Source organism: Inhella crocodyli, from assembly GCF_004004565.1.
GTDB classification, from domain to species: domain Bacteria; phylum Pseudomonadota; class Gammaproteobacteria; order Burkholderiales; family Burkholderiaceae_C; genus Inhella; species Inhella crocodyli.
On record NZ_SACM01000001.1, the window covers coordinates 1,633,758 to 1,646,226 of the forward strand.

Here is a 12,469-nt window from a genome sequence, read left to right on the forward strand (position 1 = left end):
GGTGTGACCCCTAGGGAGGCGGCTCAAAAAACCCCTGCATAGAATCGTTTGCAACGGCCCCTCGCGGGGCGGCAAGGGATCGCATCTGATGTCCGCGATGAAGCTCATCGGCTCCACGACCAGCCCCTATGCGCGCAAGGTGCGCATCGTGCTGGCCGAGAAAAAACTCGATTACCAACTGGTCCTGGAAGACGTCTGGGGCAGCGACGAAATCCTCAAGATCAACCCGCTGGGCAAGGTGCCTTGCCTGGTCATGGAAGGCCAAGACTCCATCACCGGGGCCATGTTCGACTCGCGCGTCATCGTCGAGTACCTGGACACCCTGTCGCCGGTCGGCAAGCTGATCCCGGAAAAGGGCCGCGAGCGCGCCGAGGTGCGCACGTGGGAGGCGCTGGCCGACGGCATCTTGGACGCCGCCATCCTGGTGCGCCTGGAAACCACCTGGTCTGGCCGCCCGGCCGAGCAGCGCAGCGCCGCTTGGGTGTCGCGCCAAATGGGCAAGGTGCAGGCCGGCCTGGAGGCCATGGCGCGTGGCTTGGGCGACAAGGCCTGGTGCTCGGGCAACCACTTCACCCTGGCCGACGTGGCCGTGGGCTGTTGCCTGGGCTGGTTGTCGTTCCGCTTTCCCGAGCTCAACTGGGCGGAGGCCCACCCGAACCTGGCCCGCCATCTTGAGAAGTTGATGGCCCGCCCGAGCTTCGCGGAGACCGTGCCCGCGGTCTGAGCCCGCGCCCCCTCAGTGAGGGCGCAGGTGCTGCAAGGCGGGCAGGTGCCCTTGGGGCGCGAAGCTGTCGGCGCTGGCCAAGTGCCAGTAGGCGGCGTACACCGGATGGGCCGCGGCGTCGCGCAGCAAGGCACCGGGCGCCAAGAAGGGCAGCAGGTTGGCCAGCAGGCGGACCTCTTGCGCGTTGATGCGCCGCACGATGTGCGAGGCGGTGATCTCGCTGGGATGCTGCACCCCCGCGGCCTGCACCAGCTCTTTGAGGGCGTGCATCGTCAGGTCGTGGAAGCGGTACACCCGTTCGGACTTGTCGCCGACCACGAGCGCCCGTTGCCGCACCGGGTCCTGGGTGGCCACGCCCGTGGGGCAATGGCCCGAGTGGCAGGTCTGCGCCTGCACGCAGCCCAAGGCAAACATGAAAGCGCGGGCCGCGTTGCACCAGTCGGCGCCCAAGGCCATGAGGCGCACGATGTCGAAGGCCGAGGTGACCTTGCCCGCGCAGCCGATGGCGATGCGATCTCGCAGGTTCAAGCCCACCAGGGTGTTGTGCACCAGCAGCAGGCCCTCTTGCAGCGGCGTGCCCACGTGGTCGGTGAACTCCAGCGGCGCTGCGCCGGTGCCGCCTTCGGCGCCGTCCACCACGATGAAGTCGGGCGTGATGCCCGTGGTCTGCATGGCCTTGCAGATGGCGAACCACTCCCAAGGGTGGCCGATGCACAGCTTGAAGCCCACGGGCTTGTCGCCGCTCAGGTCGCGCAGGCGCTGGATGAAGTGCATCAACTCCGTCGGCGTGCGAAACGCGCTGTGCGCGGCCGGGCTGTTGCAGTCTTCGCCCACCGGCACGCCACGGGCGGCGGCGATCTCGGGCGTGACCTTGGCCCCGGGCAGCACGCCGCCGTGGCCGGGCTTGGCGCCTTGGCTGAGCTTGATCTCGATGAGCTTGACCTGCGGGTCGAGGGCGTTCTTGGCAAAGGCCTCCGCGTTGAAGTTCCCCTCGGCGTCGCGGCAGCCGAAGTAGCCCGAGCCGATCTCCCAGATCAGGTCGCCGCCGTGCAGGCGATGGTGCTCGCTGATGGAGCCCTCGCCGGTGTCGTGCGCAAAGCCGCCCTTCTTGGCGCCCAGGTTCAGGGCCTTGATGGCGTTGGCCGACAGCGAGCCGAAGCTCATGGCCGAGATGTTGAACACGCTGGCCGAGTAGGGCTGGGCGCGGCCTTCGCCGATGGTGATGCGGAAGTCGTGCGAAGGCACCTCGGTGGGGACCAGCGAGTGGTTGATCCACTCGTAGCCGCCCGCCCCCACGTCCAACTGGGTGCCGAAGGGGCGCTTGTCGGGATCGCCCTTGGCGCGCTGATACACGATGGAGCGCTGCTGGCGCGAGAAGGGCGCGGCCTCGTTGTCGCTTTCGATGAAGTACTGGCGAATCTCCGGCCGGATGTACTCCAGGGCGAAGCGCATGTGGCCGATCACCGGGTAGTTGCGCAAGATCGCGCGCTTGGTCTGCAGCACGTCGCGCAGCCCCAGCACGGTCAGCGCCCCGAAGCTGAGCACCAGCCAGGAGCCGTAGCGCAGCACGTACCAACTCAAGGCCGTGGCCACAAAGCCCAAGGCGCACACCAGCCAAGTCAGGTAGCGCAAGGGGAACTGCTCGTTCAGGGCGTTGATCCAGCGTCTCATGGGGCTCCCCCAAGGTTCAGCCGATCCTAGGGGCCATGACCGGCGCCATCCCCTGGGGCGCTCCCTAGAATCCAGGCCCTTTCGAGCCATCTTTCACATCATGGGCATCAAGCAGGTTCTGTCTCCGGTGGGTCGCTTCATCGCCCGTGCATGGGGCTGGGTGGACGGCAGCCGCCGCTTCGTGTTCAACCTGATCTGGCTGGCGATCTTGATCGCCCTCGTCAGCGCCCTGTTCACCGGCGGCGACAAGCTGCAGGACAAGACGACCCTGGTGCTCGGCCTCGAGGGCCGCTTGGTGGAGCAGCGCAGCGGCTCCAGCACCGACCGCCTGGCCACGGAGTTGCAGGGGGGCGACGCCTCGCAAACCCAGTTGCGCGACGTGCTCAAGGCCTTGGACGCGGCCGCCAACGACCCCCACATCACGCAAGTGCTGCTGGATTTCTCCAAGTTCGGTGGCGGCGGCCAGGCCAGCCTGCGCGAGGTGAGTGCGGCACTGGAGCAGTTCAAGAAGAGTGGCAAGAAGGTGCTGGCCTATGCCGACGCTTACGACCAGCGCAGCTACCAGCTCGCGGCCCACGCGCACGAGGTCTACATGCACCCCATGGGCATGGTGATGCTGGAAGGCTTCGGTCGCTACCGCAACTACTACAAAGACCTGTTCGAACGCGTGGGCTTGGAAGCCAACGTCGTGCGCGCCGGCAAGTACAAGAACTTCGGCGAGCCCTACTTTGCCAACGGCCCCTCGCCGGCGACGCTCGAAAGCGAGAGCTACCTGTACGGCGACCTGTGGACGCGCTACATGACGGGCGTGGAAGCCGCGCGCAAGCTCCCGGCCGGCAGCATCACGGCCTACATCGACACCCTGCCCCAGCGCATGAGCGAGCTCAAGGGCGACACGGCCAAGCTGGCCCTGGACGCCAAGCTGGTGGACGGCCTGAAAGAGCGCGATGAAGTGCGTGCGCTGCTGATCGAGCGCGGCGCGAAGGACGAGAAGGGCAACAGCTACCGCCGCATTGGCTTGGACGCCTACGTCGCCCAGCTCAAGCCCGAACTGCCCGCCGCCAAGCAGGTGGCCATCGTCGTGGCCGAGGGCAACATCGTCGACGGCAGCGCCAACCCCGGCACCATCGGCGGCGACAGCACGGCCGCCTTGGTGCGCCAAGCGCGCGAGAACGACAAGGTGGCGGCCGTGGTGCTGCGCGTGAACTCGCCCGGCGGCAGCGCCTTCGCCAGCGAACTGATCCGCCGCGAGCTCGACCTGACCCGCAAGGCCGGCAAGCCGGTCGTGGTGTCGATGGGCGACGTGGCCGCCTCGGGCGGCTACTGGGTCAGCATGAGCGCCGACGAGGTCATCGCCGACGCCTCCACCATCACCGGCTCCATCGGCGTGTTCGGCATGCTGCCCAACGCCACCAAGGCGCTGGAAAAGATCTCCCTGCACACCGGCGGCTACGGCACCACCTGGCTGGTGGGCGCCGGCGACCCCCGCCTGCCGCTGGACCCGCGCGTGAAGCAGGCCGTGCAAGCGGGCATCGACCGCGTGTACATCGACTTCACCACGCGCGCCGCCACCGCCCGCAAGACGACCCCCGAAGCCATCGACGCCGTGGCCCAAGGCCGGGTGTGGACCGGCCAGCAGGCCTTGGACCGCAAGCTCGTCGACCGGCTGGGCAGCCTGGGTGACGCGGTGGCCAGCGCCGCGAAGAAGGCCAAGCTCGACGGCACGCCCAGCGTGACCTACGTCGAGAAGGAACGCAGCAAGGCCGAGAAGCTGGTCGCCAGCCTGTTCGACGCCCACGCCCCGGCCGCCGGCGCTTGGTTGCGCAGCGCGCTGGGCCTTCCCAGCCTGCCGGCCCCGGTGACCGAGGCCCAGCGCGAACTGGGCTGGCTGATGCAAGTCAACGCCCGCAGCACCCTGCCCGCCGCCGCGCACGTGCACTGCCTCTGCACGGCGCCTTGATCGAATGAGTTCGGTCGGCCGCGTCGAGCCCCAGCGCCTGGACTTCAGCACCCCGCTGCCCCTGCGCCGCGGCGGCGTGCTGCCGGCCTACCACCAGCTGGTGGAGACCTACGGCACGCTGAACGCCGCCAAGAGCAACGCGGTGCTGGTGTGCCACGCGCTGAACGCCAGCCACCACGTGGCCGGCCACTACGACGACCCGCGCAGCACCGGTTGGTGGGACAACCTCATCGGCCCCGGCAAGCCCTTGGACACCGACCGCTTTTTCGTCATCGGCGTCAACAACCTGGGCTCCTGCTTCGGCTCCACCGGCCCAATGCACGACAACCCCGCCACGGGCAAGCCCTGGGGCGGCGACTTCCCCACGGTAACGGTGCAAGACTGGGTCGACGCGCAAGCCCGCGTGATCGACCACTTCGGCATCGACCGCCTGGCCGCCGTGCTGGGCGGGTCCTTGGGCGGCATGCAGGCCCTGGACTGGAGCCTGCGGCGGCCCGAACGCCTGGCGCACTGCCTGGCCATCGCCACGGCGCCCAACCTGTCGGCGCAGAACCTGGCCTTCAACGAGGTGGCGCGCCGCGCCATCGTCAGCGACCCCGACTTCCACGGCGGGCACTTCTACCAACACGGCGTGGTGCCCAAAGCCGGCCTGCGCGTGGCTCGCATGCTGGGCCACATCACCTACCTCAGCGACGACGTGATGGACGCCAAGTTCGGCCGCGAGCGCCGCCGCGACCTCGAGGCCGGCGTCGACGAGTTCCAGATCGAGAGCTACCTGCGCCACCAAGGCGACAAGTTCGCCGGCTACTTCGACGCCAACAGCTACCTGCTGATCCAGCACGCCCTCGACGACTTCGACCCCGCGGCCGAGTTCGGGGGCAGCTTGAGCGCCGCCTTCGCCCGCGCCAAGGCCAAGTTCTGCGTGGCCAGCTTCACCACCGATTGGCGCTTCTCGCCGGCGCGCTCGCGCGAGATCGTGCAGGCCTTGCTCGACAACAACCTGGACGTCAGCTACGCCGAGATCGACGCCCCGCACGGGCACGACGCCTTCCTGATGGACGACCCGCGCTACCACGGGCTGCTGCGCCACCGCTTTGCGCAGATCGCGCGGGAGGTGGGCGCATGAACAAGGTCATTGCCGATTTGGTGCCCGCCAGCAGCCGCGTGCTCGACCTGGGTTGCGGCAGCGGCGAGTTGCTGGCGTACCTGCAGAACGTGAAGGGCTGCAGCGGTTACGGCATCGAGTTGGACGACGCCAAGCTCCTGGGCTGTGCCGAGCGCGGCGTCAACGTGCTGCAGCTCGACCTGGAGCAGGGCCTGTCGATGTTCAAGGACCAGAGCTTCGACGTGGTGCTGCAACTGCAAACCCTGCAGCAAGTGCGTCACGCCGCCGAGATGCTGAAAGAAACCGTGCGCGTGGGCCGGCGCGGCATCGTCAGCTTCCCCAACTTCGCGCACTGGCCCAACCGCCTGCAGGTGATGGCCGGCCGCATGCCGGTCACGCGCACCCTGCCTTACGAGTGGCACGACACGCCCAACATCCGCGTGGGCACGCACGCCGACTTCGCGCTGCTGTGCGAACGCCTGGGCATCCGCGTGCTGCAGAGCTTCGGCTTGCGCGGCGATGAGCGCATCGACACCGCCCCCAACTGGCGCGCGCCGGTGGCGGTGTTCCTCATCGAACGGGCGTGAACGCCCCGGCGGCGGCGCGCGGCATGCGCCCGCCGGTAGCGCGAGGCGCGACTTCGGCCCCTCGCGCTGGCGCGCAGCACGCCGTTTGACCACCATGCGGGCGCGGCATGTGCCGTGACTTCGCAGGTGGTTCATGAACCGATCCTCGACCCTTTCCTTCCGTTCTTCACTGGCCGTGCTCGCGCTGGGCGTGAGCGCCGGCCTCACCGGGTGCATGGTGGTGCCCTTGGACCCGCAGCCCTACCGCACGGCCAGCGCCGCCCCCACGCCGGTGCTGGTGCCCGCGGCCCCCAGCAGCCAGCTCTTGCAGGTGCGCCTGTACCCGCTGAACGCCGAGGCCAACCAGGCCGGGGCGCTGCAGGCGGTGGTGATGGACGGGATGAACGGGCGTGGCAGCTTCACCCTGGCCTACCGCGGCCACAACCTCAGCGGCGAGGCCACCCGCGTGGGCCCCGAGTACCCCGGGTTCGGCGCGTTGATCAGCGCGACCCTGGGCGAACACCAACGCCAGGTCAGCGGCCGTCGCGGCATCGCCAACGCCGCCGGCGCGGGCACCAACGCGCAGTGCGAGTACGTGCTCACGGCCCCCGGCCAAGGCGTGGGCGCGTGCCTGTTCTCGGACGGGGCGCGCTACCAAATGCACTTCGGGCTGTGATCGTTGGGGGGCCTGGCATCGGATGATCGGGCCCCTGCTCCAACCCAACCCAAGGACGCCCCATGATCGGCTACACCACCCTCGGCACGAACGACCTGCCCCGCGCCATGGCCTTCTACGACGCCTTGTTCGAGGTCGTAGGGGCCAAGCGCATCATGGAGTTCGATCGCGGGTGCGCGTGGGGCTGCCGCATGGACCAACCTGGCTTTGGCGTCATGCGCCCGTTCGATGGCCAACCGGCCACGGTGGGCAATGGGGTCATGGTGGCGCTGGTCATGGACAGCAAGGCCAAGGTCGACGCCCTGCACGCGAAGGCCTTGGCCTTGGGCGGCACCGACGAGGGCGCGCCCGGCCCGCGGGGCGAGGGCTTCTACGCCGCCTACTTCCGCGACCTGGACGGCAACAAGCTGAACGCCTTCTGCATGGGGCCGGCCGCGGCGTGAACCCGGACGGCGGCGCTCAGGCGCCGTCTTTCTCCACCCAGCCCTTGGCGCCGCTGCGCTGGGCCTCGGCCGCCCGCTGCTCGGCCCAAAGGGCTTCGAGCTGTTGCCGGCCTTGCTTGGACAGGGCGATGAGCTTTTGCTCGTCGCCCATGTGCGGCACCATGGCCTCGAGCTGCTCGACGTTGTGGGCGCGGAAGGCCTGGGCCTGTTGCCAGGCGCGGTGCGGCGTGAGGCCCATCTGCTCCAGCACCGTGCGGGCGCTGACCAAGGCGCTCTCGAAGGTTTCGCGTTCGACGTGCTGCACCCCGGCGCGCTTGAGCGCCGCGTAGTGCGTGACGTTGCGCGCGCGGGCCACCACGGTGAGCCGCGGGAAGTGCTCGCGCGCCAAGCGTGCCAGGGCCTCGCTCTGCGCCACGTCGTCCAGCGCGATGACCAGCACGCGGGCGGTCTCGGCGCCGGCGTTGCGCAGCAGGTCCAGGCGCGTGGCGTCGCCGAAGTAGGCCTCCCAGCCGAACTTGCGCACGCTCTCCACCTGCTCGGGGTCGTGGTCCAGCACCGTGGCCTTCAGGCCCTGGGCCGAGAGCATGCGGCCGACGATTTGGCCGTAGCGGCCGAAGCCGGCGATGACCACGGGCGCGTGGTGCGGCTCGTTGAGTTCGGGCGCGTTGTGGGCTTTGGCCGGCGCGCAACCGCTCAGGCGCGGCAGCCACCAGCGGTCCACGACCAGCAGCAGCAAGGGCGTGAGCAGCATCGACAGTGCGATGGCCGCCAGCAGCACCGAGTTGGCCTGCGCGCTCAGCACGCCCGCGCCCAGGCCGGTTTGGGCGACCACGAAGCCGAACTCGCCCCCTTGGGCCAGCAGCAGCACGAAGAAGGGCCGGTCGCCCAGGGGCAGCTTCTGCGTCCGGGCCAGGGGCCACAGCACCGCCGCCTTCAGCGCCACAAAACCCAGCACCAGGGCCGCCACCAGCCCGGGCATGGCCGCCACCGTGGCCAGGTCGATGCTCATGCCCACGGCGATGAAGAACAGGCCCAGCAGCAGGCCCTTGAAGGGCTCGAGGTCGGTTTCCAGTTCGCGGCGGTACTCGCTGCCGGCCAACAGCACGCCGGCCAGGAAGGCGCCCAGGGCCATGGACAGGCCGGCGGCGCGCATCAGGAAAGCACTGGCCACCACCAGCAGCAGCGCGGCGGCGGTGAACATCTCGCTGGAGCCGGTGCGTGCGATCCAGCGCAGCGCCGGCGTCAGCAGCCAGCGCCCGCCCAGCACCAGCGCGGCCACCATGGCCGCGGCCTTGCCCACCTGCCAGGCCCAGTGCCCATCGCCCCCGCCCGCGGGCGACACCGCCAGCAGCGGCACCAAGGCCAGGATGGGGATGGCCGCGATGTCTTGCAGCAGCATGACGGCCAGCACCTGCTGCCCCCCGGGGGTGGGCATCAGGTTGCGCTCGGCCAGCACGCCCAGGCCGATGGCGGTGGACGACATGGACAGGGCCAGGCCGCCCACCAGCGCCAGGCGCCAATCCAGGCCCACGGCCACGCCCACACCCATCAGCAGGCCCGTGGACGCCAGCACCTGCAGGCCGCCGGTGCCGAAGATCGGCCGGCGCATGGCCCACAGGCGCTGCGGCTCCAACTCCAGGCCCACGAGAAAGAGCATCAGCACCACGCCGAACTCGGCCACGTGCAGCACCGATTGCGGGTCGGCCACCAGGGCCAAGGCCCCCGGGCCGATGGCCACCCCGGCCACCAGGTAGCCCAGGATGGCGCCCAGCCCCAGGCGCTTGGCCAGGGGCACGGCCAGCACGGCCGCGCTCAAGAACACGAGGGCGGCGCTGAGCCAGTCGGATTCGAGATGCGCCATCACACGCCCCCTTCGAGCGGCCGTTCGCCGGCCACCTCGGCGGGCAAGGCCCAGGGCGTGTCCTCCAGGCCCTCGGGGTAGCGGCGCAAGCGGGCCACCAGGTTGGCGACGTGCGCGTCGAGCGCCGCGCCCTCCGCCCGGTGGGCATGGAAGAAGACCGAGGGCGGCAACCAGCGCATGCGGGTCAGCGCCGCGGTCTGCCGGTAGGGCGGCAGGAAGGGGTCAAACGGGTGGACGTTGGGGTGGGCGTCGGCCGCCGCGCCCGGCATGGCGCGGTAGCTGTCTTCAGCGCCGCCGGCGCTGGCGCACAGCCACAGGTCCTTGCCCGCCAAGGCGGTACCGCCCGGCCCGTAGGCCCAGCCGTAGCCCAGCACGGTGTCCATCCATTGCTTCATCAGCGCCGGCATGCCGTACCAGTGCACCGGGTGCAGCCACACCACCAACTGGGCCGCGCTCAGCGCAGCGCGTTCGGCGTCGACGTCGATCCAGAAGTCGGGGTAGCGGGCGTACAGGTCGTGCAGCACGAGCTGGGGTTCGGCCTCGAAGGCTTGCTGCACCCGGCGCGTGACGCGCGAGTGCGCCAGATCGGGGTGGGCCATGACGACCAGGCAGGGGGCGGTTCGCATGCAGTCAGTGTGCCCGCCCCCGGCGCGCTCGCGCCCTCGGGTCAATGCCCGTAGCTCAGCACCCGCAGCAGGCGCCACACCCCGTCCGGCTCCTGCGCCCAGACGTGGCTGAAGCCCAGCTCCTGGCACTGCGCGGCCGCGCCATCGGCCGGGTGGAAGCAGAAGCGGTGGCGGCCGATTTGCATCGCGCCCACGCCGGGCACCGGGCGGATCTGCAAGCCCTCGGTCAGCAGGGTGCGGCTGCTGCGCCCCTCGGTGCGGGCGAAGTTCTGGCGGAACTGGGCCAGGTTGTCGGCGTGGGTGCTGCGGCCACCTCGGTCGTGGAAGAACTCCAGCTGCTGGCTGAAGACGTCGGCCATGGCCGACAGGTCGCGCTCGTTCAGGGCGCGGGACAGGCGCGCGTCGGCCGCCAGCACGGTGGCTTCCAAGGCCTCTTGCGCGGCGTCCACGTCGAAGCGCATGGGCCCCGGCGGCATGCCCACAGACCAGCGGCGGTTGTCGGTGCGCTCCCAGCGCAGCACCTGGCCTTGGGCGTCTTCCAGCACGAACTTGGACTCCAACGGCAGGCCCGCGCGGCCGGTCCAGGCCAGCTCGGCCGTCCAGCGGCCGTCGGGCTGCAGCGTCAGGGGCAGGCCGCGGTCCCATCGCAGGGGCGGCAGGCTGCCGCGCAGGGCCCAGCGGCTGCCCGCGGACTGCGGCTGGCCGCGCGGGTCCAGCACGACGGTCCAGCGCTGCGCCTGGGGCCGCAGGTCGGTGGGCGCGTAGCCCGGCTCTGCGCCGTGATGGGCCCAGCGCAGGAGCTCGTCGCGCAGCGCGTCGCGCGGCAGGCGCTCGGCGTTGGCGAGCACCGCCAAGGCCGTGCCGCTGCGAGGCTGCACCATCCAGGTGGCGCGGTAGCCGTCGATCACCCCCTCGTGGCCCCAGGACGGCTCGGCGGCCCCGGCCGGCAAGGGATAGAGGCCCAGGCCGAAGCCGTCTTGCACCGTGGTCATGCGCGCCAGGGTCTCGGGGCCAAGCAGGCGGTGGGCGAACAAGGCTTGCCCGAAGCGCACCAGCTCGGCCGGCGTGGACACCAGCGCCCCCGCGCCCAGGGGCACGCTGGGGTCGGTGGCCGACACCGGCTGCCAGGCGTGGCCGTCCCAGTGGCGGCTGTCGCTGTTCTCCTCGGCCGGCAGCGCCAGACGGGTGTGCACCAGGCCCAGCGGCGCGGCGATGCGCTCGCGCAGCTGTTGCGCGTAGGGTGCCTGCCCGGCCCGCTCCACCACCCAGTGCAGCAACAGGTAGCCGGTGTTGCTGTAGGCCGCGCGGCTGCCGGCGGGGAACTGCCGGGGCAGGCCCAGCACCAGGGCCTGCAGCTCGTCCATGCGGCGCGGCTGGCGGGCCCAACGCTCGAAGTCGGGCGCGTCCTTCACGTCGGACAGGCCGGCGCGGTGGCGCAGCAGGTGCTCCACCGTCACGCCGTCCAGTTGGGCGGCGCCGGGGAAGAAGTCGGCCACGGGCTGGTCCAGGCGCAGGCGCCCCTGCTCCACCAACTGCAGGGCCAGCACGGCGGTGAAGGTCTTGCTGACGGAGCCGATGCGGTAGGCGGTGTCGGGCCCAGCGGCCTGGCCCCGGCGGGACTCGCCCAGGGCCCCGCTCAACGGCGCCGCCTCTCCGCGCTGCACGGCCCAAGCGGCGTGCAGCAGGTCGCCGCGCTGGATCTCGTCCAGGTAGGGCTGCAAGCGCGACAGCGGTGGCAACGGCGTCGCGGGCTCGGCGCGCGAGGGCGACAAGGACAAGGCGGCCAGGGCCAAGCCGCCAGCCAGAAGCCGGCCGATCCAACGATTCATGGGAACTCCTCAGGGGGTGAAGGGCGACCGGCGTCGAGGCCGACCGAGCAGGAGGCCGCCCAGGCCCAGGCCGAGCCAGGGCCAGGCCCCGTCCCAGCGCGACAGCACGGGGCGCCATACGTCGAGATCGGCGTGGGTCATCAGCAGCACGAGCGCGGCCATGGCCAGCAGGCCCAGCCAAGCCAGGGTCCAGGCCAGCAGTTCGGCGGGCCGCAGGCGCAGGGTGTGCGGCGCGGGCACGCGGGCCAGCACGGTTTCCGCCCAGCCGGGCGGGGGCTCGTCGCCCGCGCGCGGCCGGCGCAGGGCGGCGCGAAAGCTGCGGTCAACGTCGTCGGCGGTCGGCTCGGTCATCGCGAGGTCTCCAGGTGCTGGCGCAGGCGCGCGCGGCTGCGGGCGAGGTGACTTTTCACCGTGTTGTCAGGCAGGCCGGTGAGCGCCGCGACCTCGGCCACGGGCAGCTCCTCCAGGTAGAACAGGGTGACGACCAAGCGCGGCACGGGCGCCAGCGCGTCGATCGCGTCGCGCAGGCGTTCGTGCTGCTGCCTCGCGTCCACCTCGGCCGCGGTGTCGTCGGCCGCCGGGAGCGGCAGCGCCTCGTCGATCTCGACGGTGGGCAGGCGCTGCCGCTCCAAATGGCGCAGCGCCACCGACGTGGCGATGCGGCCGATCCAGGTGCGCAGGCTGCTTTCAAAACGAAACTGGTGCAGGCGCTGCGACACGCGCATGAAGGCCTCCTGGCCGAGCTCGCGCGCGTCCTCCGGGTCGCGCACCAAGCGCTGCACCAGCAGCCACACCAGGCGTTGGTGGGCGTGCACCAGGGCGGCGAAGGCCCCGGGTTGACCGGAGAGGGCGGCGTGGACCATGGCGCGGTCGTCGTCGAGCGAAGGGGGAGACACGCCAGGCATAGACACGCCCGCCGCGGGGGCGGTTGCAGCTCCGATGCAAAAAATCTTTGGGAGGCCCCTGCAACCGGACAGCGGCCCACCGTGTCTATGCTGCCATCGCCCA

12 protein-coding genes are annotated in these 12,469 nt (G+C 70.8%); 6 read left to right on the top strand and 6 right to left on the bottom strand.

Annotation, left to right across the window (positions count from 1 at the left end; translation table 11 throughout):
- The first annotated feature begins 97 nt into the window (after positions 1-97).
- Positions 98-724, top strand: coding sequence for a glutathione S-transferase family protein (locus tag EOD73_RS07600; RefSeq protein ID WP_127682461.1), 627 nt, complete (start codon positions 98-100; stop codon positions 722-724).
- A gap of 12 nt (positions 725-736) precedes the next feature.
- On the opposite strand, the gene EOD73_RS07605 is transcribed toward EOD73_RS07600, so the two are convergent.
- Positions 737-2,395 (bottom strand): FMN-binding glutamate synthase family protein, encoded by a 1,659-nt coding sequence (locus EOD73_RS07605; RefSeq protein ID WP_127682278.1) that lies wholly within the window; start codon positions 2,393-2,395, stop codon positions 737-739.
- Between the two features lie 100 nt (positions 2,396-2,495).
- Between EOD73_RS07605 and sppA the strand changes: the two genes are divergently transcribed.
- The 5 genes from sppA (at position 2,496) to EOD73_RS07630 (ending at position 7,145) form a co-directional block, all read left to right on the top strand.
- On the top strand, positions 2,496-4,355 hold the full coding sequence (gene sppA / locus EOD73_RS07610) for a signal peptide peptidase SppA (protein WP_127682279.1): 1,860 nt from the start codon (positions 2,496-2,498) through the stop codon (positions 4,353-4,355).
- A 4-nt stretch (positions 4,356-4,359) separates the two neighbouring features.
- Positions 4,360-5,481, top strand: coding sequence for a homoserine O-succinyltransferase MetX (gene metX, locus EOD73_RS07615; protein WP_127682280.1), 1,122 nt, complete (start codon positions 4,360-4,362; stop codon positions 5,479-5,481).
- The gene (metW, locus tag EOD73_RS07620; RefSeq protein ID WP_127682281.1) at positions 5,478-6,047 is read left to right on the top strand and encodes a methionine biosynthesis protein MetW; all 570 of its coding nucleotides are present in this window, start codon (positions 5,478-5,480) and stop codon (positions 6,045-6,047) included. The genes metX and metW overlap by 4 nt, the downstream gene beginning before the upstream one ends.
- Before the next feature lie 133 nt (positions 6,048-6,180).
- Positions 6,181-6,702: a hypothetical protein gene (locus EOD73_RS07625; RefSeq protein ID WP_127682282.1), complete on the top strand. Its 522-nt coding sequence runs from the start codon at positions 6,181-6,183 to the stop codon at positions 6,700-6,702.
- A gap of 62 nt (positions 6,703-6,764) precedes the next feature.
- The gene (locus EOD73_RS07630) at positions 6,765-7,145 is read left to right on the top strand and encodes a VOC family protein (RefSeq protein WP_127682283.1); all 381 of its coding nucleotides are present in this window, start codon (positions 6,765-6,767) and stop codon (positions 7,143-7,145) included.
- Between the two features lie 16 nt (positions 7,146-7,161).
- Here the strand turns inward: EOD73_RS07630 and kefC are convergent, their stop codons facing one another.
- From kefC to EOD73_RS07655, 5 genes are read right to left on the bottom strand one after another with little or no spacing between them, the layout of a single operon-like run.
- Entirely contained in the window at positions 7,162-9,006 is a 1,845-nt protein-coding gene (kefC, locus tag EOD73_RS07635; RefSeq protein WP_127682284.1) for a glutathione-regulated potassium-efflux system protein KefC, read from the bottom strand.
- Positions 9,006-9,632, bottom strand: coding sequence for a glutathione-regulated potassium-efflux system oxidoreductase KefF (gene kefF, locus EOD73_RS07640; protein ID WP_127682285.1), 627 nt, complete (start codon positions 9,630-9,632; stop codon positions 9,006-9,008). The genes kefC and kefF overlap by 1 nt, the downstream gene beginning before the upstream one ends.
- Positions 9,633-9,673: 41 nt before the next feature.
- Positions 9,674-11,461, bottom strand: coding sequence for a serine hydrolase (locus EOD73_RS07645; RefSeq protein ID WP_127682286.1), 1,788 nt, complete (start codon positions 11,459-11,461; stop codon positions 9,674-9,676).
- Between the two features lie 9 nt (positions 11,462-11,470).
- Positions 11,471-11,812 carry a hypothetical protein gene (locus tag EOD73_RS07650; RefSeq protein ID WP_127682287.1) on the bottom strand — a complete coding sequence of 114 codons (342 nt, stop codon included), beginning with the start codon at positions 11,810-11,812 and terminating at the stop codon, positions 11,471-11,473.
- Positions 11,809-12,324 (bottom strand): RNA polymerase sigma factor, encoded by a 516-nt coding sequence (locus EOD73_RS07655; RefSeq protein ID WP_205702418.1) that lies wholly within the window; start codon positions 12,322-12,324, stop codon positions 11,809-11,811. The genes EOD73_RS07650 and EOD73_RS07655 overlap by 4 nt, the downstream gene beginning before the upstream one ends.
- Positions 12,325-12,469: the final 145 nt, after the last annotated feature.